The organism is Roseateles subflavus, from assembly GCF_030285365.1.
GTDB classification, from domain to species: Bacteria; Pseudomonadota; Gammaproteobacteria; order Burkholderiales; family Burkholderiaceae_C; genus Roseateles_B; species Roseateles_B subflavus.
Window position 1 is genome coordinate 46,933 of record NZ_JASVDS010000009.1, and the last position, 21,092, is coordinate 68,024.

Sequence of the window (21,092 nt, forward strand, 5' to 3'; positions counted from 1 at the left end):
CCGGATGAAGCTGGCCCAACGACTGGATCGGATCGATCCCTTCTACGTCATGGAATGCGCCAAGGCGGCCGATGAGCTGGCCCGCACGGCGCTGTGCGATCCTGCCCGGGGCGGGCGACGCATGATTTACCTGAACATCGGCGAGCCGGACTTCGGCGCCAGCCCCGCCGTGGCCGAGGCCGCCGCGCGCTGCATCGCCGAGGGGCGCACGCAGTACACGGCGTCAGCGGGTCTGCCGGCGCTTCGCGAGGCCATCAGCCGCTGGTACGGCAGCCATTTCGGACTGGACGTCCCCGCGGCCCGCATCGTGATCACGGCGGGTGCGTCGGCCGCGCTGCAGCTGGCCTGCCTGGCGCTGTTCGAGCGCGGCGACCAGGTGCTCATGCCCGACCCGAGCTATCCCTGCAACCGGCATTTCGTGGCCGCGGCCGATGCCGAGGCGGTGCTGCTCCCGGCGACCGCCGAGCAGCGCTTCCAGCCCAGCTGCGCCCAGGTCGAGGCGGCCTGGACAGCGCACACGCGCGCCGTGCTCCTGGCCTCGCCCAGCAACCCCACGGGGACCTCCATCGAGCCGGGCGAGCTGGCCCGCATCGTCGCGGCGGTGCGGCAGCGAGGCGGGCTCACGCTGATCGACGAGATCTACCTCGGGCTGTCCTTCGATGCCACCTTCGGGCACAGTGCGCTCGCGCTGGGCGATGACGTCATCTCGATCAACAGCTTCTCGAAGTACTTCGGCATGACCGGCTGGCGCCTGGGCTGGCTGGTGCTGCCGCCCGCGCTGGTGGGCCCTGTCGAGAAGCTCGCGCAGAACCTCTTCATCTGTCCGTCCAGCATCGCACAGCATGCGGCACTGGCCTGCTTCAAGGCGGCCTCGCTGGCCGAGTACGAGCGCCGCCGCGCCGTGCTCCGGGCCCGCCGCGACCGCCTCGTGCCGGCCCTGCAGGCGCTGGGCTTCGGCGTGCCCGTCGTGCCGGATGGCGCGTTCTACATCTGGCTGGATGTTTCGGCCTTCACCGACAATGCCTGGGACTTCAGCTTCGAGCTGATGCAGCGCGCCCAGATCGCCCTCACACCCGGGCGTGACTTCGGCCCCGCCCTGGCGTCGCGGTTCCTGCGCCTGTCCTTTGCCAGCAGCGACGAGGACCTGGACGAAGCCGTGCGCCGCCTGGCCACGCTGCTGCCTGCGCTGCGCCGCGCCTGACCACCATGACGCCTCGGGACGCACCGTTCAGCCTGGGCCTGCGGGTCTACTGGGAAGACACCGACGCCGGTGGCGTCGTGTTCTATGCCAACTACCTGAAGTTCTTCGAACGAGCCCGCACCGAGTGGCTGCGCGAACTGGGCTTCAGCCAGGAGCACATGCGCCAGGCGCAGGGCCGCATGTTCGTGGTCAGCCGCACCGCCGTGAACTACCTCGCCCCGGCCCGGCTGGACGACTGGATCACCGTCACGGTCGAGCTGCGCGAGCAGGGCCGGGCCAGCATGACCTTGTTCCAGCAGGCCTGGCGTGACGGACAGTTACTCGCCGACGGCGAAATCCGCATAGGCTCCGTGGACGCCGCCAGCTTCCGGCCGGCCCGCATGCCCGAGGCGCTGCTCCAGCGGCTCGCCCCCCTTTCCCGACCGGCGGCCTGAGGCCATCACCGCGTCCTTCCCGCATCATTCACGTGTGCCTGCCGCGCCAGAACGACCCGAGATGAACCAAGACCTTTCCATCTTCACCCTCATCGCCAACGCCAGCTTCGTGGTCAAGCTGGTGATCGGTGCCCTGCTGACCGTCTCCCTGGCCAGCTGGAGCGTGATCTTCTCCAAGTTCATCTCGCTGGGGCGCGTGAAGTCCAGCAACGAGGCCTTCGAGCAGGAATTCTGGTCCGGCAAGAACCTCAACGACCTCTTCAACAGCGTCTCCAGCAAGAGCGACGGCGCGCCGCTGGAGCGCATCTTCGCGTCCGGCATGCGCGAGTTCCTCAAGCTGCGCGAGCGCCGCGTGTCCGAACCCAGCGCCCTGCTGGACGGCGCCCGCCGCGCCATGCGGGCCAGCTTCCAGCGCGAGCTCGACGCCATGGAGTCGCACCTGTCCTTCCTGGCCTCGGTGGGCTCCGTCTCGCCCTATGTGGGCCTGTTCGGCACCATCTGGGGGATCATGCACGCCTTCGTGGGCCTCTCGAACCTGCAGCAGGTGACGCTGGCGACCGTGGCCCCGGGCATTGCCGAGGCCCTGGTGGCCACGGCCATCGGTCTCTTCGCGGCGATCCCCGCTGTGCTGGCCTACAACCGCTTCGCGCGCCAGATCGACCGCTCGGCCATCACGCTGGAGACCTTCATCGAGGAGTTCTCCAACATCCTGCAGCGCAACGCCGGCACCCCGGCCGCCGCCCCCACCACCCGCTGATCCACCATGGCTGCCCTCGCCTCCCGCGGCCGCGGACGCCGCCGCACCATCAACGAGATCAACATGGTGCCCTTCATCGACGTGATGCTGGTGCTCCTGATCATCTTCATGGTCAGCGCCCCGTTGATCACGACGGGCCTCGTCGACCTGCCCAGCGTGGGCAAGAGCCGCCAGCAACCGGACCACGTCATCCACGTCGTGGTGGGCCCGGACGAGAAGCTCAAGTTCAAGCTCGACAAGTCGGAACCCGAGCCCACCACACTCAAGGACCTGCCGATGCAGGTCAAGCGCGCGCAGGCCGGCGACGCCAGCACGCCCGTCGTGATCTCGGCGGACCGCAACGTGAAGTACGAGGCCGTGGTCAAGGTCATGGACAGCCTGCAGAGTGCGGGCATCCAGCGCGTGGGCCTGGCCGTGAAGAGCGGCGCGTCCGCTGAAGCCAGCCGCTGAGCATCATGAGCGCGAGCACCCTGAGCGCCGATCGCCTGCGCCCGCCGCCGGCGCCCGCCCTGGGCCGTGGCTTCGGCCTGGCCCTGCTGGCGCACGCCCTGCTGGTGCTGGGCCTGAGCCTGGGCGTGCAGTGGCACACCCAGACGGAGCCCGCCTTCGAGGCCGAGCTGTGGTCCCTCGTGCCCCAGGCCGCGGCACCGCGCCTGCAGGAGCCGGAGCCCCAGCCCGAGCCCGAGCAGCCCAAGGCCAAGACGCCGCCGCCGGTGCCCGAGGCGCAGCCGGACCAGCGCGAGGCGGACATCGCCATCGCCAAGGAGAAGAAGCGCAAGGAAGACGAGCGCCGCCAGGCCGAGCTCGAGCAGCAGCGCAAGAAGGAGCTCGATCGCCAGAAGGAGCTCGAGAAGGAAAAGGAGCGCGAGAAGCTCAAGGACCTGGAACGCCAGAAGAAGGAAGACCAGGCCAAGCAGGACAAGCTCGAGAAGCAGAAGCAGGAGAAGGCCGCCAAGGAGGCGCAGGCCAAGCTCGATGCGCTGCGCAAGCAGAACCTGGAACGCATGATGGGCATGGCGGGCGCTACCGGTTCCCCCGGCAGCACGGGCACGGCCCAGCAGAGCTCGGGCCCATCGGCCACCTATGGCGGGCGCATCAAGGCGGCCATCCGCCCGAACATCATCTACACCGTCAGTGGTGCGGCCAATCCGCAGGCCGAGGTCGAGGTGCGCTGCGCCCCGGACGGCAAGATCATCAGCAGCCGCCTGACCAAGCCCAGCGGCGATGCCGACTGGGACCGCGCGGTGCTGCGCGCCATCGAGCGCACGGACCGCCTGCCCCGGGACACCGACGGCCGCGTGCCGCCGGTGCTCGTGATCAGCTTCAAGCCGAACGACTGAGACACACCTGCCAGCGGGGCTGCAGTGCCTGGTCCAGCGAGATCCGGCCTGCGCCCCACAGCAGCACCGCCACCAGCAGGCTGCCCCACCATTCGTGCCCGGCCAGCGCAGCCGGCGCAATCTCGGCCAGGCTCAGCACGGCCATGACGTTCACCACGGACAAGCCCGCGGCAGCGAAGCGGGTGGCCAGCCCCAGCAGCAGCAGCGGCGGCAGCAGCAGTTCGCCCGCCGTGCCGGCATACGCCGCGAGGACCGGCGGCAACAGCGGCACCTGGTACTCCTCCTGGAACAAGGCCAGCGTGGTGTCCCAGTCCCGCAGCTTGGTCAGCCCGGAGAGAAAGAACACCCGCGCCACATAGACGCGCGCCGCGAGCAGCGCCAGCGACTGCCCCCAGCGGAACAGGGGCGCCGGCCAGGGTTCATGGGGCGTGGCGGCCTCAGTCCCGGCGTGACAGGCCGTGGCGCCCAGGCGGCGCAGAAGATTCATCGAGGTGGACGTCATGGGTTTCCTTCGCACCGCCCGCCGCGTCAAGGGGCAGGACGGCTGTCAGCCATTGCTCTTGCAGCGCCTGTTGCAGGAAGACGGTGAAGTCCCAGGCCACCTCGGCCGACACCGGGGCGTCCCCGTCAGGAAGACCCGTCGATGCCGCCAGGGCCGCTTCCAGGGAATGGCCGGCCAGCGCGCTGCGCATGAAGGCAGCCGGAGCCGCCTTCAACTGAGTCGCCTGGCCTCGCCAATCCTTACGCCAGACGAGGACGGTGAACGCTGCACGGCCCTGCACCGCCCCCTCCTCCAGCGCTGACGGCGCCGTGGACGACGCACCGGGCAGCGGCTGCGCGCTTCCAGCCTGCGCGCCAGACGGCGCATGCACGGTGACCACGGGTGGCGTGCGCCATGCACGGTGCCCCTCCAGCGCCTCGAGCGTTTCGCCGGGGAGCTCCAGCAGCACGAGCCCCGGACGGAACGCGAGGCCCAGCGTGGAAGGATCGCCATGGAGGCGGTTCAGGGAGTCGGTGTCGAGCACGGCACCTGCCGCCCGCTCGGCCTCGTGAATCGCCCATTCGAAGGCAGCAACGCCGGCCAGCCCCTCATCAGCCGTCTCGCGCAGGAAGGCCGGCAACGTCGCCCCCCAGGTGCCGAGGTCGCCCCCCGCAGGCGGGCACTGGCGCCAGAAGGCCCAGGCCAGGCTGGCGAACTGCGGCCCCAGCAGCGACTCAAGATGCGGAAAGGCGCCCGCCAAGGCGCGCGCCGACAAGGCGATGGCGTTGCCTCGGTAGGCCTCCAGGCCGGCTGCCAGGGCAGGCCCTGGCGCGCCTGCCGGGGGCAGATCTACCGGGCCCAGATCGCCCCCGGAGGGCACGGCCGCCGCCAGCACGCCTCGCAGGCCAAGCCGGTGCAGGATCGCGGTGTGCGAGGCCTCGTGACGGCCACCGGCGCCCTGCGCGGGCGCGACGCTCCGCACATCGCCTGACACGGCGTCCGCTCCGGCGCCCGACCCAGCGCCCAGCGGATCGATGGGGGCGTCGTCCGGCCCCCTTCCCGACGCGCTTCCCGAGGCGCTCCCCGAGGCGCCTCCCGAGCATCGTCCCGGCTCACGGCCAAGCAGTGCCAACAGCAGGGCCTCCTGACGCTGCCTTTCAGACGCCGCCATGCCGGACACCCTGAGAGAGCGGAATCCCGATCACCGCATGCGCCAGGCGGTCGGCCTTGCGCGCCTCGGCCAGCAGCACGGGAAATGGCGGCAGCCGGGTGTCCCACTCGATGAGCGTCGGCACCGCGCCGAAGCGACCGAGCGCATGGACATAGAGCGCCCAGACGGCCTCGGACACCGGGTCGCCGTGGTCATCGACGGTCAGCCCCTGCTGTGCACTGTGCCCGGCCAGGTGAATCTCGCCGGGCACCGTGTGCAGGGCGTCCACCCAGCTCATGGCGTCGGCCAGGGCCCGGGCGGCGTCACCGGCATGCCGGTTCAGGGCATTCACGAGGAGGTTGTTCAGGTCCAGCAGCAGGCCGCAGCCGCTTCGCTGGCACAGGGCGTCGAGGAACTCGGTTTCAGCCAGAGGCTCCTCGGCCGGATCGAGATGCCAGGCCAGGTAGGCGCTGAGGTTCTCGACCAGCAAGGGCTGGCGCAGGGCGTCCTGGGCCTGCTGGACGTTGGCCACCATCAGGGCCAGCGAAGCGGCGCCGAAGGCCACGGGCAGGAGGTCCGCGCCATGCACGACGGTGCCGTCGAGCGGAACGCGGGCGAAGCTGGCGTGGTCCGAGACACGCACCGGCTGCACCTGGGCGGCCAGCTGCGCCAGCTGCGCCAGATGCCGCGAGTCCAGCCCGCAGGCCGAGCCCAGGGACAGGCCGACACCATGCAGGCTGACCGGGTAGTGCTCGCGGGCATGAAGCAGGGCCTGGCGGGCGGCACCACCAGGCTGGAAGTAGTTCTCCGAATGCACCTCGATGAAGGGCAGGCGGGGCCGCTCCTCCAGCAAGGCCGCCTCATGGCCGTGGCGCCAGCCGATGCCGCACAGCAGCGGCGGTCCCGGCGCCCTGTCTAGCGCCATATCCGGCGCCATATCCAGCGCCATCGTCGGTGGCCCATCTGGGGCTTCATCCAACGCCACTTCCGGCAGCGCACCCCGCAGGCGCACGGCTTACTTCTTCAGCTTGGCGCGGGCTTCCTCGGTGGTCATGCCACCGTCGGCCTTGCACGAGCCCTTCGGCACATAGCGCCATTCCTCGGGGGCGTTGTTGGTGGTGGCCTGGCCTGCGCAGCTGTGGGTGCCGTTGAGGTTGGCGCAGTCGTTCTGGCCGGCCTTGGCAATGCCGTAGCACTTTTCCTTGGCGCTGTCGGCGGCCTGGGCCTGCTGGACGAGGCCCAGGGCGAGCGCGGCGGCCAGAGCGGTGCTGAGGGTCTTGTGAGTCGACATGAGAGGGCTCCTTGTTGAACGTGGGGGGACTGTAAAGGTTCTTGCGACGCCTCGGGCGCTGGCCGGGCCGGCGGGTCCTCTGATCGCAGGAGCCGTTGTGTCGCGGGGCTGCCGCCAGTCCTTACACTGCGCGGCAAACCATTTCGCGCCCGCCTCATGAGCATCGCCCCCGCCGAGCTGGAAAGCCTGCGCCCCCAGCTCCTGAAATACGCCCGGCTCCAGCTGCGCAACGACGCCTGGGCCGAGGACGCCGTGTCCGAGACGCTCCTGGCCGCCCTCGAGCGTCCCGATGGCTTCGCCGGGCGCTCCCAACTCAAGACCTGGCTCGTCGGCGTCCTCAAGCACAAGCTGGTGGACCAGATCCGGCGCAACAGCAAGGAGCTGTCCACCACCCGGGACGACGACGTCGACCTCGACGACCAGCTCTTCGACAGCACCGGTCACTGGCGCGAAGCCCCGACGGACTGGGGAGACGACCCCGAGCAGGCCCTGCGCCAGCTGGACTTCATGCGCGTACTCGAGGCCTGCGTGGACAAGCTGCCGGGCCAGCAGGGCCGGCTGTTCATGATGCGCGAATGGCTGGAACTCGATACCGAGGAAATCTGTAAGGCGCTGGCCATCAGCCCGACCAATCTGTGGGTGATGCTTCACCGGGCGCGGCTGAGGCTGCGCGAATGTCTTGAGCTGAACTGGTTTGCGGGCACCGGCCCGGGAGCTGCTGCATGAAACTCCTCCGCCCCCTGCTGATCCGCCTGCTGCCCAGTTGCCGCCAGGTCACCGAGATGCTCCTGCTGGCCCAGGAGCGCCCGCCCAGCACGCGGGAGCGCCTGCTGGTGGCGATCCACATGCCCCTGTGCGCTGCCTGTCCGCGCTTTCGCCAACAACTGTCGCTGATGAAGCAGGCCAGCGCGCGCTGGCGCCGCTACAGCGAGGACGAAGGGCTCGGCTGATGCCAGCCTGCCCCGTCTGCGCGGCGGCGGCGACACAACAGCCGCCCCATCGGCCGCCAGTTCCGGCTATGCCCTCCCCGCCCTAGCGATTAGCATGCAGCCGTGGCCCGCCGCTTGGGGCAGCCGCCGCCGGTGTGCACGACCACCCCGCCTCTGGAGCGCCTTGATGAACGACCTTTCCGCGACGATTGACTGGCCCGAACCGGGTCAAGGATCGGGCGCGGGTCCCGGTGGCGGCTCCGGCACCGTCTTCACCTGGCCCTCCCCGCCCTTCGCCGCCTACGCACCGATCGTCCCCAGCGAGGCCCCCCAGCCCTGCGAGGTGCTGGGCCTGAACAACAGCCGCACGCAGGGGCAGCTGCTGCGCATGCTGGCCCGCGAGCGTGCCGCCCAGCTGCTGGTGCCGCCGGCGCGCAGCCCGGTCGCGCTGAAGTTCACCCAGTTCCGCGCTCTGAAGCTGCAGCAGGTGATCCCTGCAACACCGCGCCAGGACGCCCCTGCCTCGGCGCTGGCCCTGGACGAGCGCCCGCGGGTGGAATTCCGGGTGCGCTTCGCGGGCGGCGGCGAGCTCAAGGGCATGACCATCGGCCACCACGAGGACGCCATGGGGCTCTTCCTCTTCGTGCCGGTCAGCGAGTTCGACGACGCGGTGCGCTGCGTCTTCCTGCCCACCGAGAGCATGGCCGGCTTCGAGATCGGCGAACGCCTGGGCGACGTGCTGGTCAAGGAGCAGCTCGTCCGCACCGAAGACATCGAGGCCGCGGCCGAGGAGCAGCAGAAGCTGCGCAGCCAGCGGGTGGGCGACATCCTGCTTGCACGGCAGATCGTGACGCCGGAGCAGCTCCTGCTGGCCATCGAGCAGCAGGCCCGCATGCCCATGGTGCGCATCGGCGAGGCCCTGCTGGCCATGGAGCTGATCAGCTACGACCAGCTCGAGGACGCCCTCGCCCAGCAGCGCAGCGACCGCTCGATCCCGCTGGGCGAGCTGCTGGTGCGCAAGGGCATCGTGACGCGCCAGCAGCTGCAGTCCGCCCTCGCCCGCAAGATGGGCTACCCGCTCGTGGACGTGGATCGTTTCCCCGTCGAGCCGGACGCCGTGCGCAAGCTGCCGTATTCCGTGGCCCGCCGCCTGGAAGTGCTGCCGCTGGTCCTGCGGGACGGGCGGCTGATCGTCGCGATGGAGGACCCCACGCGGCGCGACGCGCTCGACGAGATCGAGTTCGTCACCCAGCTCAAGGTGGCGCCGGCCCTGACCAAGGTCGGCAGCCTGCAGCTGGCGCTGCCCGGCACCTACGACCGCTTCGGCAATGACGCCATCACGCCGCGCGACCTGCCCCAGACGAGCCTGCAGCCCGATTTCGAGTTCGACAACACCGACAAGCTGATCGAGAGCCTCGAGCGCGAGGTCAGCGAGCGCGGCGGCCGGGACGACGAGCCGCAGATCGAGCAGTCGGACAACTCGCTGGTGCGCCTGATCAACACGATGATCATCGAGGCCAGCCAGCAGGGCGTTTCCGACATCCACATCGAAACCCATCCTGGGCGCGAGAAGCTCAAGATCCGCTTCCGGCGCGACGGGCAGATGCAGCCCTACCTCGAGCTGCCGCACACCTACCGCAACGCCATGATCGCCCGCATCAAGATCATGTGTGACCTCGACATCTCGGAGCGCCGCAAGCCGCAGGACGGCAAGATCAACTTTGCCCGCTTCTCGCCGCAGCACCGCCTGGAGCTGCGCGTAGCGACCATCCCGACGAACAACGGCCTGGAAGACGTCGTGATGCGGCTGCTGTCCTCGGCCCGGCCGCTGCCGATGGAGAAGCTCGGCCTCACGCCCGACAACATGCGCCGCCTGACGAGCGCCATTGAGCGCCCTTACGGCATGGTGCTGTGCGTGGGCCCCACGGGCTCGGGCAAGACGACGACGCTGCACTCGGTGCTCTCCCACATCAACACGCCCGAGCGCAAGATCTGGACGGCGGAGGACCCGGTCGAGATCACCCAGGCCGGACTGCGCCAGGTGCAGGTGAATCCCAAGATCGACTGGACCTTCGCCAAGGCGCTGCGCGCCTTCCTGCGCGCCGACCCGGACGTGATCATGGTGGGCGAGATCCGCGACGAGGAAACGGCGCAGATCGCCGTCGAGGCCTCGCTCACGGGCCACCTGGTGCTCTCCACGCTGCACACCAACAGCGCCCCCGAGACCGTCACCCGCCTGCTCGACATGGGCATGGACCCCTTCAACTTTGCCGACTCCCTGCTGGCCGTGCTCGCCCAGCGGCTGGTGCGGCGGCTGTGCCCGCACTGCCTCAAGAGCTCGCCCCTGCCGGCGGCCGACCTCGAGGAGCTGGTGGAGGACTTTCTGCACGCCTTCCCGCAAGACATCCGGCCGGGCCGTGACGGGCTGCTCACGGAATGGCGCCAGCTCCATGGCAGCCAGGGCCAGCTGATGCACTATCACAGCGCAGGCTGCCCCCAGTGCGACAACACCGGTTTCAAGGGCCGGGCCGGGCTGCACGAGCTGCTGAGCGTCTCGCGCGAGGTCCGTCGCCTGATCCAGACCGGCGCGCGCGCCGAGCAGATCCAGCACCAGGCGCTCCAGGAAGGCATGCGCACCCTGCGCCAGGACGGCATCGTCAAGGTTCTGCAAGGCATCACCACCCTGGGCGAGGTCCGCGCCACCAGCAACGCATGAACCCGATGGACAGCAACAGCACCGCCACCGCCTCCAACCCCGACGCCGAACGCAACAGCGGCCGGCCGCAGAAGCTGCGGCTTGGCGATGTGCTCGTCCAGCAGGAACTGATCACCCAGCAGCAGCTGGAACAGGCCCTCGAACTGCAGCGCAGCAGCGGCAAGAAGCTCGGCCGCCTGCTCATCGACGCCGGCCTGATCACCGAGGAGGCGCTCGCGCACGTGCTGGCCCGGCAACTGCGCATCCCCTTCGTCAACCTCAAGACCTTCCCGCTCAAGACGGAGCTGGTCCGCCAGCTGCCTGAGACGCCGGCCCGTCGTTTCCGCGCGCTCGTGCTGGAAGAGCGCAACGACACCCTGCTCGTCGCGATGGCGGATCCGCTGGACCTGTTCGCCTACGACGAGCTGTCCCGCCTGCTGAAGCGCCGCATCGCGATGGCCGTGGTGGCCGAGAGCCAGCTGCCGGCGGCCTTCGACCGCCACTACCGGCGCAGCGAGGAGATCTCCGGCCTCGCCAAGGCGCTGGAGCGCGACATCGGCGACGCCGTGGACTTTGGCGCGCTGCAGGCGAGCGTCGGCCAGGAAGGCGCGCCCGTGGTGCGCCTGCTGCAGTCGGTGTTCGAGGACGCCAGCCAGGCGGGCGCCTCCGATGTCCACATCGAGCCCCAGGAAAGCGAGCTGCTGATCCGCACCCGCATCGACGGCCAGCTCCAGGTCCAGACCCAGGCTGACAAGCGCATCGCCCCGGCCCTCGCCCAGCGCCTGAAGCTGATGGCCGCGCTCGACATCTCCGAGAAGCGCCTGCCCCAGGACGGCCGCTTCACGCTGCGCCTGCGCGACAAGACCATCGACGTGCGCCTCTCCACCCTGCCCGGCCAGTACGGCGAATCGGTGGTGATGCGGCTGCTGGGCCAGGGCACCGCCGTGCGGCGCCTGCACCAGCTCGACATGCCCGCGGACATGCTCGCCCGCTTCCGCGAGATCCTCACGCAGCAGGCCGGCATGGTGCTGGTGACGGGCCCCACGGGCTCCGGCAAGACGACCACGCTCTATGCGGCCCTGGCCGAGCTCGATGCCGAGAAGAGCAAGATCATCACCGTGGAGGACCCGGTGGAGTACCGCCTCCCGGGCCTGACGCAGGTGCAGGTCAACGACAAGATCGAGCTGGACTTCGCCCGCGTGCTGCGCGCCACCTTGCGCCAGGATCCGGACGTCATCCTCGTCGGGGAAATGCGGGACGCCCAGACGGTGGAGATCGGCCTGCGCGCGGCCATCACCGGGCACATGGTGCTCTCCACGCTGCACACCCGCGACAGCCTCAGCACGCCCTTCCGCCTGCTCGACATGGGCGCCCCGCCCTTCATGGTGGCCAGCTCGCTGCAGGCTGTCTTCGCCCAGCGGCTGTTGCGGGCCGTCTGCCCGCAATGTGCCGAACCCCACCACCCCAATGCGCAGGAGCGTGCCTGGCTGGAGGCCGTGGCCGGGCCCGAGGCAGATGCCGTGCAGAGTGTGCGCGGCCCCGGCTGCTCCCACTGCAACGGCACCGGCTACCAGGGGCGCCGGGGCATCTACGAGATGCTCGAGATGAACGCCGACATGTCCCTCGCCGTGCAGCGCGGGGACGCCGGCGGCTTCATGGCGGCGGCGCGGGAATCCCTGCGCGGCCAGACGCTCGCCGACCGCAGCCTGGCCCTCGTCAAGGCGGGCAAGACCACGCTGGCCGAAGCCATGCGCATCGGCGTCGACCAGGGCGACTGACGATGAAGAGCTTCACCTGGGAAGGCCGCAACGGCCGGGGCGAGCGGGTCCGCGGCAGCACGGATGCCGACAGCAGCGATGCCGTCGCCGCGCAGCTGATGGCCGGCGGGGTGATCCCCGTGACCATCGAGGCGAGTCCGCAGAAGAGCCTCGCGGACACCTCGCCATCGTGGTGGGACCAGCTTCGCCGGGCGCCGGTGAGCACTGACGACTGCCTCATCCTGACCCGGCAGCTCTACACCCTCCAGAAGGCCGGCGTGCCCATCCTGCGCTCGCTGGCCGGCCTCGAGGCCTCGACCTCACAGGCCAGCCTCATCGCGCTGCTGCAGGACCTGCGTGCCAGCCTGGACCAGGGCCGCGAACTGTCCGCCGCCATGGCGCGCCACCCCGACATCTTCAGCCCCTTCTACATCGCCATGATGCAGGTCGGCGAGATGACGGGCCGCATGCCCGAGGTGCTGCTGCGTCTGGCCCAGCACCTGGAGTTCGAGCTGGACACCCGGGCGCGCATCAAGCAGGCCCTGCGCTACCCGGTCATGGTGCTGGCGGCGATCGCCATCGCCATCGTCGTCCTCAACATCTTCGTGCTGCCCACCTTCGCCAACGTCTTCGCCGGCTTCAAGGCCGAGCTGCCCCTCATGACGCGGCTGCTGCTGGGCTTCTCGGCCTGGATGGTGCGCTGGTGGCCGCTGCTGCTGGCCGGCGCCGTGGGCCTGCTGCTGGCGGTGCGGGCCTGGCTGGCCACGCCGGACGGCCGCTATCGCTGGGATCGGCTCAAGCTGCGCCTGCCCATCGCCGGCCCCATCGTGCTCAAGGCGACGCTGGCGCGCTTCGCCCGCAGCTTCGCGCTGGCCACCAAGAGCGGCGTTCCCATCAGCCAGGCCATGCTCGTGGTGTCCCGGACGGTCGAGAACGCCTTCATCGCGAGCCGCGTGGAGCAGATGCGCGAGGGCGTCGAGCGCGGCGAGAGCATCTCGCGCTGCGCCACCGCCGCGGGCGTCTTCACGCCCATCGTGCTGCAGATGGTCGCGGTGGGCGAGGAGACCGGCGAGCTCGACCAGCTGCTGCTGGAAATCGCCGAGATGTACGAGCGCGAGACCGACTACGCCATCAAGGGCCTGTCCGCCGCCATCGAGCCGCTGCTGCTGTTCGTCATCGGCGTGATGGTCTTCGTGCTCGCGCTGGGCGTGTTCATGCCCCTCTGGAACCTGGGCCAGGCCGCCATGGGCCGCCACTGATATCGAAGCGGAGCTTGATCTGGCGCCAGGAATTGCGATGCTGGCGCAACAGCTTAGCTCCGTTCGTGAAAGAAGTCCTTCACCCTGCGGCATGATTGCCGCTACCGTAGTCCTACATCCGGTCTTGGAGTGGAGGCGTGGGCCGTCACGCCGGATGCAGGCACAGCCTGAACAACGGAGCTATTCGCATGCGCAAGAACAATCAAGCGGGTTTCACCCTCATCGAACTCGTGATGGTCATCGTGATCCTGGGCGCCCTCGCCGCCATCGCCCTGCCGAAGTTCGTCGATTTCGGCAGTGACGCCAAGGCCGCCGCCGTCCAGGGCGTGGCGGGCGCGCTGAGCTCGGCCTCGGCCATCAACTATGCCCAGCGCAAGCTCAATTCGTCGAACGGTTCCGCCGTCACGAACTGCACGAGCGTGGGCCCCCTGCTGCAGGCAGGCGCGCTGCCGTCCGGCTACACCATCACCTCCGCCCCCATCGCCGCCGACGCGACCAACGCGGGCTGCGTGGTGACCGGCCCCGGCCCGGCCAGCGCCGCCTTCACCGCCACCGGCATCCTGTGATCCCGGCGGGAGTCCGCCCGATCCGTCAGGCGGGCTTCACGCTGATCGAACTGATCATCACCCTGGTGCTCGTCGCAGCACTGGCGGTGGTGGCAGTGCCCAAGTTCGCCGACCTCGACAGCTGGCGCCTGCGGGCTTTCGGGGACGACCTCCGCTCGGCCTGCCAGGACATGCAGCGCCGGGCGATGAACCAGCGCCGCGCCATCGTGGCCACGTTCTCGAGCACCGGCGCGAGCTTTGCCTACAGTGGCGGCACCGTCATCGCCACGGTGAACTGCCCGGCACGCAACAGCCCCTGTCTCAGTCTTGCCAGCCCCGTCACCGCGACCTTCTTCGCCAGCAGCGACGGTCTGAGCAGCAACAGCGCCGGCGGGGCCCAGGACCTCACCGTCAGCCATGGCAGCTACAGCAAGGGCTACCGCCTTGAAAACGAAACGGGCCTCTTTCACGCGCTTCCTTGAGGCGCCAGCACCGGCCCGCATGCACTAGCATGCCCGCCATGCCCGCCATGCACGCGCGCCCGCGACTCCCCCCACGTTCGCACCGGTCGGCTGCCGGGCTGACCCTGATCGAGCTGCTGATGTTCATCATGGTGGTCGGCCTCGCGCTGGCCGCCGTGCTGCAGGTCTTCGCGCTGGCCACGAAGTCGAGCGCTGATCCGCAGGTCCAGCGTCAGGCACTGGCCATCGCCGAATCCCTGCTGCAGGAAGTGCAGCTGCAGCCCTTCACCTTCTGCGACCCGGACGATGCCAACGTGGCCACGGCCACGAATGCCGCCGTGGGGGCAGGCACGTTGAACTGCGCCACGCAGGCCGAAAGCGCCATGGGCCCGGAAGCCGGTGAGACCCGCAGCGGCGTGCCCCAGTTCGACAACGTGAACGACTACCACGGCTTCAGCATGAACGGCATTGCCGACATCACCGGCACTGCCGTGACGGGCCTGGCCGACTACAACGTGAGCGTCACGGTCGCGCCCGCGGGGCTGGGCGGCGTGGCCGCCGGAGACGCCCTGCGCATCACCGTGACCGTCACCGGCCCCGGCAGCACCTCCGTCACGCTGCAGGGCTACCGCACTCGCCATGCCCCGAATGCCGCCTGACCGCCGCTCCTCTCCCCGCCAGCGTGGCTTCACGCTGATCGAGGCCGTCATCGTCATCGTGGTGATGGGCGGGATCATTGCGGGCGTCTCCGTGTTCATCGGGCCCGCCGTGCGCGCCTACCTGGACAGTGCCGCCCGCGCCGATCTGGCGGCCCGGGCCGACCTCGCCCTGCGGCGCATGGCCCGTGACCTCGCGGATGCCCTGCCCAACAGCGTGCGCATCGTCTCCACTGCCAGCAGCACGACGATGGAGCTCATTCCCACGACGGGTGCCGCGCGCTACCAGACCGAGGGCCCAGGTGCCCTGGCTTTCGGTACCGCGGCCACCAGCTTCAATCTCGTCGGCGCGGGCCTCACGATGAGCGCCAACCAGAACCTCGTCTGGTACAACCTCGGGCCGCTGATCCCCGACGCCAACGCCTACGCCGCCGTCAGCAACACCAGCAACCGACGCATCGCCAGCAACGCCGCCGGCCCTGCCAACGCCATCACGCTGGTCAGCAACCCCGGCCTGCCCGTGAGCCTCATGGCACCGCCCTTCCGCGTCTATGCCGTCGGCACGCCAGTCACCTACCGCTGTGATCTGACGGCCCGCACCCTGACACGCTACAGCGGCTACGGCTTCGTGGCCGCCCAGCCGGATCCGCCCGCGGCGGGCAGCAGCGCCCTGCTCGCCAAGGGTGTGACCGACTGCAGCTTCACCTACGAGGGGCTCGTCGTCGCCTTCCGGGCCGGCACCGTGAACCTGCGCCTCTCGCTGCAGGCGGACACCATGCTGGGCACCGAAACCGTCCGCCTCTTCCGGGCCGTGCACGTGGACAACCTGCCATGACGCGCCACCGCCAATCCGGCTTCACCATGGCCTCGCTGCTCTTCATCCTGGTCGTGCTGGCCGCGCTCGGCGCCGCCATGGCCCTGTTCACGCAGCGCCAGCACATGGGCTCGGCCGCCGAGCTCGCCGCCTCGCGGGCCTACCAGGCCGCCTATGCCGGGCTGGAGTTCGGCAGCTTCCAGGCCCTGCGCAATCCCGCACCGCCCGCCGCGGCCCCCGCCTGCTTCTCCCAGACCAATCTCAGCTTCGCGTCGTCTACGGACCCGGCGCTCGCCGACTTCACGGTCACGGTCTCCTGCGTCCGCACGCCCGGGACGGGCACGGTCAGCGACGGCGCGACGACGCTGGTCTTCTACGACATCACCGCCGTGGCCTGCAACCAGCCGGCAGGCGGCGTCTGCCCGGCCGGCGCGACGCCTGCTGCCACCTATGTTGAACGCAGCCTCAGCCGGAGGGTGAGCCGATGAGCCCTTGCCTGCCCCTGGCTTCCTGGCCCGCCTGGTCCCGGTGGACGCCCGTCGTCCGTATCCTGCGGGCCTGCCTGGCTGCCGCGCTGCCCTGGGTCGCCCTGTGGGCGCTGCTCACCGCCGGACCGGCCCGCGCGCAATGCGGCCCGCTGCCCACCACGAATGCGATCACCGCCGGCAGCGGCGGCAACCTCAACCTGGCCACGGATTTCATCGTCAACGGCAACCTCACGAGCGGCAGCGGCCCCAACCTGCCGACCACGGGGGTGCGCAACAGCAACGCGACGACCTTCCCCTCGCCGCAGCCTTCGGCCTTTCCCAGCTTCAGCGCCAGCACCAACGTCAACAGCGGCCCGGTGGCAGCCGGCACCTACAACAAGGTCACCCTCTCGGGCACCCAGAGCTTCAGCGGCGGAACCTACTACATCAACAACGTGGTCCTGAACGCCGGCTCGACCATCACGCTGGGCAGCGGCACCTACTTCGTCAGCGTGTTCCAGATGCTGGACAACGTCACGGTGAACACCAGCGGCGCCGTGCGGCTCTACATCGGCAGTGTCCTCAGTGGCGGCAACTTCGTGAGCGTCAACACGGCCGGCCCCACGGCCAATCTGATGGTCACGCTGGCCAACAATGCCAGCGTCAGCTTCTCCAACAGCGCCAACTTCCGCGGCGTGATCTACGGGACGTCGAACAACAACGTCAACATCAGCAATTTCGCAACCATCACCGGCATGATCGCCGTGACGGGCAGCGTCAGCCTGACCACCGGCTCCAGCATCACCCTCAGCGCGGCGGACCAGGCCGCCATCGGCAACAGCAGCACCTGCGACCCGAATGCCGTCGGCCTGGTCGCCGACTACCACTTCGACGAGTGCAGCTACAACGGCACCGCCGGCGAGGCCAAGGACAGCCGCGGCAGCTACCACGCCACGTCGAGCGGGGCCAAGCCGAACACGGCGGCGGGCGGCGTGGTCGGCCGCTACCTCAGCACCACGGCCCTGAACGCCTACCTGCTCACCAACAGCAAGGTGCCGCTGCCGGGCGCCTACACCATCTCCAGCTGGTACCGGACGCCCTTCACCACGGACGCCAGCAACCGCTACCACGTCCTCGGTTCGCTGGATGTCTCCGGCAGCAGCTGCATCGGCGACCTCATGTTCAGCGATGACCTGAACTCGTACCGCTGGGGCGTCTACAGCCAGCCGGGCGGCATCGTCAGCGGCACCCAGTCCGTCAACCTCGCGAGCGGCTGGCACCACGTGGCCCTCGTGGCGAGCGGCAGCACGACGCAGATCTACCTGGACGGCACGTTCCGCGATTCCGTGCCCCTGCGCATCAACAGCACCAGCGCGTCCCTCGGCATGCGCTACATCGGCACGTCCTGCGACAACGTCAACGTGCAGGCCTTCCGTGCGCCGATCGACGAGTTCATGGTGTTCAACTCGGCCCTCAGCAGCACGGACGTCAGCAACATCTACAACAACCAGCGCAACGGCAAGAACTGGGACGGCACGACCCGCAGCGCCACCTGCGCGCCAGCCGTCGGGAGCTTCCTCATCAGCGGCACGGGCCCGGCCTCCACCTGCAGCCCGCAGACGATCACCGTCACCGCGCGCGATGCCAGCGGCAACACCCTCACGGGCTACACCGGCACCGTCACGCTCCGGACCTCCAGCAACCTCGGCACCTGGGCCAAGGGCAGCAGCCCGACGCCCGGGGGCACCCTGACCGCGGGCGCCAACGACGGCCAGGCCACCTACACCTTCGTGGCCGGGGACCTCGGCGTTGCCAAGTTCACGCTGGCCCACCAGGCCGCGCGCGACCTCACCGTCACCGTCACCGACACCAGCACGCTCGTCGCCTCCACCTCCGCCACCGTGCAGTTCCGGGACAACGCCTTCGTGTGGACGGAGGACCTCAACAACAAGATCAGCGGCAACTGGATCGCCGTCGCGGGGCGCACGCACGACCTGCAGCTCGCCCTGTGGAAGAAGGACGCCTCGACCGGCCAGTGCAGCGTCGCCACGGACTACACCGGCAGCCGCAACCTCAAGATCTGGCGGACCGACAGCAGCGGCAGCTGGACGGACCCGACCGTGGCGCTGCCCTCGCCCGCGTCGCCCGTGAGCATCACCACGACCAAGCCCGGGGCGAGCAATCTCGCTCTGACCTTCGCTGCGGGCAAGGCCTCCGTCAACCTGGGCACGACGGACGTGGGCCAATACACGCTGAACGTGGCGGACGAGACCAATCTCTATGCCTCCAACGCCATCAGCGGGAGCAGCAGCGTGCTCACGGTACGCCCCTTCACGATCGTGGTGAACGGCATCGTGATGGGCGGCACGGCCAACCCCAATGGCAGCGCCGCGGGTGATGCCGTCTTCGGCGCGGCGGGGGCGAACTTCAGCGCGACGGTCGGCGGCTACCGCTGGAGCAGCGGTGCGGACAGCGCGGACGACGGCGTCCCGGATGCCAACATCAACCTGAGCACCGCCACCGCCGGCGGCCTTGCCCCCAAGTTCGCCGCCACGGTCACGCTCGCGCCGCTGGCGGGCTCCCAGACCCCGTCCGCCGGCGTGCTCGGCAGCTTGAACAACGGCGCGGTGAACGTCACCGGGGGCGCCAGCACGGCCGCCACGCTGCAGTACACCGAGGTCGGCAGCTTCCAGCTCGCCACCGTCGGCGCGCTGAAGGACTACCTCGGCGTGAGCGGCCTGAATGTCGACGCCCTGGTCTTCAACAGCGCCGGCGCGCAGAACACGACCGTCGGCCGCTTCATCCCGGCGAGCTTTGCCCTGTCCAACGGCAGCGTGAAGCATCGCAGCACCGCCAGCTGCGCGCCGGCGTCCGCCTTCACCTACCTCGGCGAGAACTTCGAGCTGAGCTTCGATCTCGAGGCCCGCAACGCACTCGGCGCGCGGACGCAGAACTACACCGGCACCTACGCCAAGCTCGCGCTCGGCACGCCGTCCAACTTCGCGCCGGCCGGCATTGCGGGCAGCACGCTCTTCAAGACCGGCGGCGGGCGCTTGACGGCCGTGAGCAGCACCGGCACCTGGGCGAACGGCCAGGCCACGGCCGTGAAGCTGGTCCTCAATGCGGGCCGGGCCACGGGTCCGGGCGGCGCCAGCGCTCCGGATGGCCCGTTCACGGCCAGCTTCGGCATCCTGCCCTCCGACGGCGAGGCCAGCGGCATCAGCACTGCCAACCTCGACACGGATTCGCCGGCCAATGGCAACGACCGAGGCTTGGTCGCGACAGTCGCCCTGCGCTACGGTCGCCTGCGCCTGCAAAATGCAATAGGCTCCCAGAATCGCAGCCTGAGCCTGCCGCTGCAGGCGTACTACTGGGACGGCAGCGTCTACCAGACCAACACCCTGGACAGCTGCACCAGCATCAGCAGCAACCAGATCAGCTTCGGGAACTACCGCAAGACCATGACCAGCGCGGACGCCACGGTACTCAGCAGCCCCGTCACCCTCAACCAGGGGCAGGCCCTGATCACCCTGGCCAAGCCCCTGACGGGCCACAACGGCAGCTACGACGTCGCCCTGGCCCTCGGCAGCGCCGCTACGGATGCCAGCTGCCTCAGCTGGACACCCCAGCCCGCCGCCGCCAGCGGCGCCAACCTCACCCACCTGCGCTGGCCCTGGTGCGGCAATGCCGCCGACAAGGACCCCAGCGCCCGCGCCAGCTTCGGCGTCTACGGCGGGGCCGGCACCACCCTCTATCAGCGGGAGAACTGACTTGACCCGGACATCGTGCGCCCACGTCCGCGCGGGAAGCGGCCGATGAAGCGGCTGCTGCAACTCCTCGGCGCCCCCTGGCGCAAGGCCCTCGGCCAGTCCGGCGTGCTCGCCTACCGGGCCACGCCGACGCAGTTCAGCTGGGTACGCCTCGGCGCGGGCAAGACCTGGCCCCGTGAACTGCTGGGCCTGGGCCATCTCGAGCGCGCCGACCAGGACGAAAGCCAGTGGGCCCAGCAGCTTGCGGGGCTCGGCCTCGGCGGCGAGCAGGTGATCGCGCTGCTGGAGATGGACGACTATGCCGTCTACAAGCTCCCCGCCCCCAACGTCCCGTCCAGCGAGCTCAAGGCCGCTGCGCGCTGGCAGATCAAGGAGCTCGTCGAGGGGCGCCTGGACCAGCTGACCCTCGACGTCCTCCAGGCCGGGGACGACTCCCGCAGCCAGAAGGAGATGCTGGTGTTCGCCGCCCGCAATGCCGCCATCGAGCGGGTCTGCCACACCGCGGCCACGGCCGGCTGCATGACGCAGGTGGTGGACGTGTGGGAGACCGCGGTCCGCAACCTCCAGACGGCCCGCGCGGCCCAGGACGATCTGTCCGGCAAGGCCACGGCCGCGCTGCTGGTGATGCCGGACCAGTGCCTGCTGACCATCTCCACGGGCGACGAGCTCTACTACACACGCCGCCTGGACGCCGACGACCGCCTCTTCGAGAGGGCCACGAGCACCGCCAAGGCAGCCGAGCGCGAGGAAGTGCCGCTGGGCTTCGAGTACATGCCGGGCGACGAGCTCGGCTTCACCGGCATGGAGACGGAGGAGTCCGGCCTGGTGCTCGAGCTGCAGCGCTCCATCGATGTCTGGGAGCGCTCCTGGCCCAGCCTGCCGCTCACCCGCCTGTACGTGCTCAGCGCCGATCACGACGAGGCCGTGGCGCGCTTCCTGCAGAAGGAGCTGGGCCTGCGCACGACGGCGCTGATGCCGGCGTCCCTGTTCAGCGGCGCGTCGCTCGGCACTGATTCCCGCCTGCTGGCCGCCTGCCTGCCCCTGCTGGGTGCCGCCCTGCGTGACGACACCGCCAGCCCCTAGAC

At 69.8% G+C, this 21,092-nt stretch carries 21 protein-coding genes; 17 read left to right on the forward strand and 4 right to left on the reverse strand.

Translation table 11 applies throughout. The annotated features are described in order from the left end of the window. Positions 1 to 4 precede the first annotated feature (4 nt). The 5 genes from QRD43_RS21570 (at position 5) to tolA (ending at position 3,732) form a co-directional block, all read left to right on the forward strand. On the forward strand, positions 5 to 1,201 hold the full coding sequence (locus tag QRD43_RS21570) for a pyridoxal phosphate-dependent aminotransferase (protein WP_285984581.1): 1,197 nt from the start codon (positions 5 to 7) through the stop codon (positions 1,199 to 1,201). Positions 1,202 to 1,206: 5 nt separating this feature from the next. Further along, positions 1,207 to 1,635 carry a tol-pal system-associated acyl-CoA thioesterase gene (gene ybgC / locus QRD43_RS21575; protein ID WP_285984582.1) on the forward strand — a complete coding sequence of 143 codons (429 nt, stop codon included), beginning with the start codon at positions 1,207 to 1,209 and terminating at the stop codon, positions 1,633 to 1,635. A 61-nt stretch (positions 1,636 to 1,696) separates the two neighbouring features. Continuing rightward, positions 1,697 to 2,392, forward strand: coding sequence for a protein TolQ (gene tolQ, locus QRD43_RS21580; protein ID WP_285984583.1), 696 nt, complete (start codon positions 1,697 to 1,699; stop codon positions 2,390 to 2,392). 6 nt (positions 2,393 to 2,398) lie between these two features. Continuing rightward, on the forward strand, positions 2,399 to 2,842 hold the full coding sequence (gene tolR / locus QRD43_RS21585) for a protein TolR (protein ID WP_285984584.1): 444 nt from the start codon (positions 2,399 to 2,401) through the stop codon (positions 2,840 to 2,842). Between the two features lie 5 nt (positions 2,843 to 2,847). Beyond that, on the forward strand, positions 2,848 to 3,732 hold the full coding sequence (gene tolA / locus QRD43_RS21590) for a cell envelope integrity protein TolA (RefSeq protein WP_285984585.1): 885 nt from the start codon (positions 2,848 to 2,850) through the stop codon (positions 3,730 to 3,732). On the opposite strand, the gene QRD43_RS21595 is transcribed toward tolA, so the two are convergent. The 4 genes from QRD43_RS21595 to QRD43_RS21610 form a co-directional block, all read right to left on the reverse strand. After that, the gene (locus QRD43_RS21595) at positions 3,716 to 4,234 is read right to left on the reverse strand and encodes a DoxX family protein (RefSeq protein WP_285984586.1); all 519 of its coding nucleotides are present in this window, start codon (positions 4,232 to 4,234) and stop codon (positions 3,716 to 3,718) included. The genes tolA and QRD43_RS21595 overlap by 17 nt on opposite strands. Then, positions 4,170 to 5,207, reverse strand: a complete 1,038-nt coding sequence (locus tag QRD43_RS21600) for an HvfC/BufC family peptide modification chaperone (protein ID WP_285984587.1) — start codon at positions 5,205 to 5,207, stop codon at positions 4,170 to 4,172. The genes QRD43_RS21595 and QRD43_RS21600 overlap by 65 nt, the downstream gene beginning before the upstream one ends. A 163-nt stretch (positions 5,208 to 5,370) precedes the next feature. After that, positions 5,371 to 6,288 carry an MbnB/TglH/ChrH family RiPP precursor modification enzyme gene (locus QRD43_RS21605; RefSeq protein ID WP_285984588.1) on the reverse strand — a complete coding sequence of 306 codons (918 nt, stop codon included), beginning with the start codon at positions 6,286 to 6,288 and terminating at the stop codon, positions 5,371 to 5,373. A 90-nt stretch (positions 6,289 to 6,378) separates the two neighbouring features. After that, positions 6,379 to 6,654, reverse strand: a complete 276-nt coding sequence (locus QRD43_RS21610) for a BufA1 family periplasmic bufferin-type metallophore (protein WP_285984589.1) — start codon at positions 6,652 to 6,654, stop codon at positions 6,379 to 6,381. Between the two features lie 156 nt (positions 6,655 to 6,810). Here QRD43_RS21610 and QRD43_RS21615 point away from each other — a divergent pair, with 156 nt between their 5' ends. From QRD43_RS21615 to QRD43_RS21670, 12 genes are all read left to right on the forward strand, one after another. After that, positions 6,811 to 7,380 carry a sigma-70 family RNA polymerase sigma factor gene (locus tag QRD43_RS21615; RefSeq protein ID WP_285984590.1) on the forward strand — a complete coding sequence of 190 codons (570 nt, stop codon included), beginning with the start codon at positions 6,811 to 6,813 and terminating at the stop codon, positions 7,378 to 7,380. Then, complete coding sequence (locus QRD43_RS21620; RefSeq protein WP_285984591.1) at positions 7,377 to 7,604, forward strand: anti-sigma factor family protein; 228 nt, start codon at positions 7,377 to 7,379, stop codon at positions 7,602 to 7,604. The genes QRD43_RS21615 and QRD43_RS21620 overlap by 4 nt, the downstream gene beginning before the upstream one ends. Before the next feature lie 166 nt (positions 7,605 to 7,770). Continuing rightward, the gene (locus QRD43_RS21625) at positions 7,771 to 10,299 is read left to right on the forward strand and encodes a GspE/PulE family protein (RefSeq protein ID WP_342399052.1); all 2,529 of its coding nucleotides are present in this window, start codon (positions 7,771 to 7,773) and stop codon (positions 10,297 to 10,299) included. Positions 10,300 to 10,304: 5 nt separating this feature from the next. Continuing rightward, positions 10,305 to 12,056, forward strand: coding sequence for a GspE/PulE family protein (locus tag QRD43_RS21630; protein ID WP_285984637.1), 1,752 nt, complete (start codon positions 10,305 to 10,307; stop codon positions 12,054 to 12,056). Positions 12,057 to 12,058: 2 nt separating this feature from the next. Beyond that, entirely contained in the window at positions 12,059 to 13,294 is a 1,236-nt protein-coding gene (locus QRD43_RS21635) for a type II secretion system F family protein (protein WP_285984592.1), read from the forward strand. Between the two features lie 188 nt (positions 13,295 to 13,482). Continuing rightward, positions 13,483 to 13,860, forward strand: coding sequence for a type II secretion system protein (locus QRD43_RS21640; RefSeq protein WP_285984593.1), 378 nt, complete (start codon positions 13,483 to 13,485; stop codon positions 13,858 to 13,860). After that, positions 13,857 to 14,321, forward strand: a complete 465-nt coding sequence (locus QRD43_RS21645) for a pilus assembly FimT family protein (protein WP_285984594.1) — start codon at positions 13,857 to 13,859, stop codon at positions 14,319 to 14,321. The genes QRD43_RS21640 and QRD43_RS21645 overlap by 4 nt, the downstream gene beginning before the upstream one ends. Positions 14,322 to 14,359: 38 nt before the next feature. Beyond that, positions 14,360 to 14,959 carry a type II secretion system protein gene (locus QRD43_RS21650; protein ID WP_285984595.1) on the forward strand — a complete coding sequence of 200 codons (600 nt, stop codon included), beginning with the start codon at positions 14,360 to 14,362 and terminating at the stop codon, positions 14,957 to 14,959. Further along, positions 14,940 to 15,791 carry a type II secretion system protein gene (locus tag QRD43_RS21655; RefSeq protein WP_285984596.1) on the forward strand — a complete coding sequence of 284 codons (852 nt, stop codon included), beginning with the start codon at positions 14,940 to 14,942 and terminating at the stop codon, positions 15,789 to 15,791. Before QRD43_RS21650 ends, QRD43_RS21655 begins: the two co-directional genes overlap by 20 nt. After that, a complete protein-coding gene (locus QRD43_RS21660; RefSeq protein WP_285984597.1) occupies positions 15,788 to 16,258 on the forward strand; it encodes an agglutinin biogenesis protein MshP in 471 nt (156 codons plus the stop codon). The genes QRD43_RS21655 and QRD43_RS21660 overlap by 4 nt, the downstream gene beginning before the upstream one ends. Continuing rightward, positions 16,255 to 20,007, forward strand: coding sequence for a LamG domain-containing protein (locus QRD43_RS21665; protein WP_285984598.1), 3,753 nt, complete (start codon positions 16,255 to 16,257; stop codon positions 20,005 to 20,007). The genes QRD43_RS21660 and QRD43_RS21665 overlap by 4 nt, the downstream gene beginning before the upstream one ends. 45 nt (positions 20,008 to 20,052) lie before the next feature. Further along, a complete protein-coding gene (locus QRD43_RS21670; protein WP_285984599.1) occupies positions 20,053 to 21,090 on the forward strand; it encodes a type IV pilus biogenesis protein PilM in 1,038 nt (345 codons plus the stop codon). The last annotated feature ends 2 nt before the right edge of the window (positions 21,091 to 21,092 follow it).

Coding starts and splice junctions, on each gene's coding strand:
- QRD43_RS21670 (WP_285984599.1), top strand. CDS start 20,053: ATGAAGCGGCTGCTGCAACTCCTCGGCGCCCCCTGGCGCAAGGCCCTC.
- QRD43_RS21570 (WP_285984581.1), top strand. CDS start 5: ATGAAGCTGGCCCAACGACTGGATCGGATCGATCCCTTCTACGTCATG.
- QRD43_RS21620 (WP_285984591.1), top strand. CDS start 7,377: ATGAAACTCCTCCGCCCCCTGCTGATCCGCCTGCTGCCCAGTTGCCGC.
- QRD43_RS21655 (WP_285984596.1), top strand. CDS start 14,940: ATGCCCCGAATGCCGCCTGACCGCCGCTCCTCTCCCCGCCAGCGTGGC.
- tolR (WP_285984584.1), top strand. CDS start 2,399: ATGGCTGCCCTCGCCTCCCGCGGCCGCGGACGCCGCCGCACCATCAAC.
- QRD43_RS21640 (WP_285984593.1), top strand. CDS start 13,483: ATGCGCAAGAACAATCAAGCGGGTTTCACCCTCATCGAACTCGTGATG.
- QRD43_RS21610 (WP_285984589.1), bottom strand. CDS start 6,654: ATGTCGACTCACAAGACCCTCAGCACCGCTCTGGCCGCCGCGCTCGCC.
- QRD43_RS21635 (WP_285984592.1), top strand. CDS start 12,059: ATGAAGAGCTTCACCTGGGAAGGCCGCAACGGCCGGGGCGAGCGGGTC.
- QRD43_RS21665 (WP_285984598.1), top strand. CDS start 16,255: ATGAGCCCTTGCCTGCCCCTGGCTTCCTGGCCCGCCTGGTCCCGGTGG.
- QRD43_RS21615 (WP_285984590.1), top strand. CDS start 6,811: ATGAGCATCGCCCCCGCCGAGCTGGAAAGCCTGCGCCCCCAGCTCCTG.
- QRD43_RS21650 (WP_285984595.1), top strand. CDS start 14,360: ATGCCCGCCATGCACGCGCGCCCGCGACTCCCCCCACGTTCGCACCGG.
- QRD43_RS21625 (WP_342399052.1), top strand. CDS start 7,771: ATGAACGACCTTTCCGCGACGATTGACTGGCCCGAACCGGGTCAAGGA.
- QRD43_RS21660 (WP_285984597.1), top strand. CDS start 15,788: ATGACGCGCCACCGCCAATCCGGCTTCACCATGGCCTCGCTGCTCTTC.
- ybgC (WP_285984582.1), top strand. CDS start 1,207: ATGACGCCTCGGGACGCACCGTTCAGCCTGGGCCTGCGGGTCTACTGG.
- QRD43_RS21630 (WP_285984637.1), top strand. CDS start 10,305: ATGGACAGCAACAGCACCGCCACCGCCTCCAACCCCGACGCCGAACGC.
- QRD43_RS21605 (WP_285984588.1), bottom strand. CDS start 6,288: ATGGCGCTAGACAGGGCGCCGGGACCGCCGCTGCTGTGCGGCATCGGC.
- QRD43_RS21595 (WP_285984586.1), bottom strand. CDS start 4,234: ATGACGTCCACCTCGATGAATCTTCTGCGCCGCCTGGGCGCCACGGCC.
- tolA (WP_285984585.1), top strand. CDS start 2,848: ATGAGCGCGAGCACCCTGAGCGCCGATCGCCTGCGCCCGCCGCCGGCG.
- tolQ (WP_285984583.1), top strand. CDS start 1,697: ATGAACCAAGACCTTTCCATCTTCACCCTCATCGCCAACGCCAGCTTC.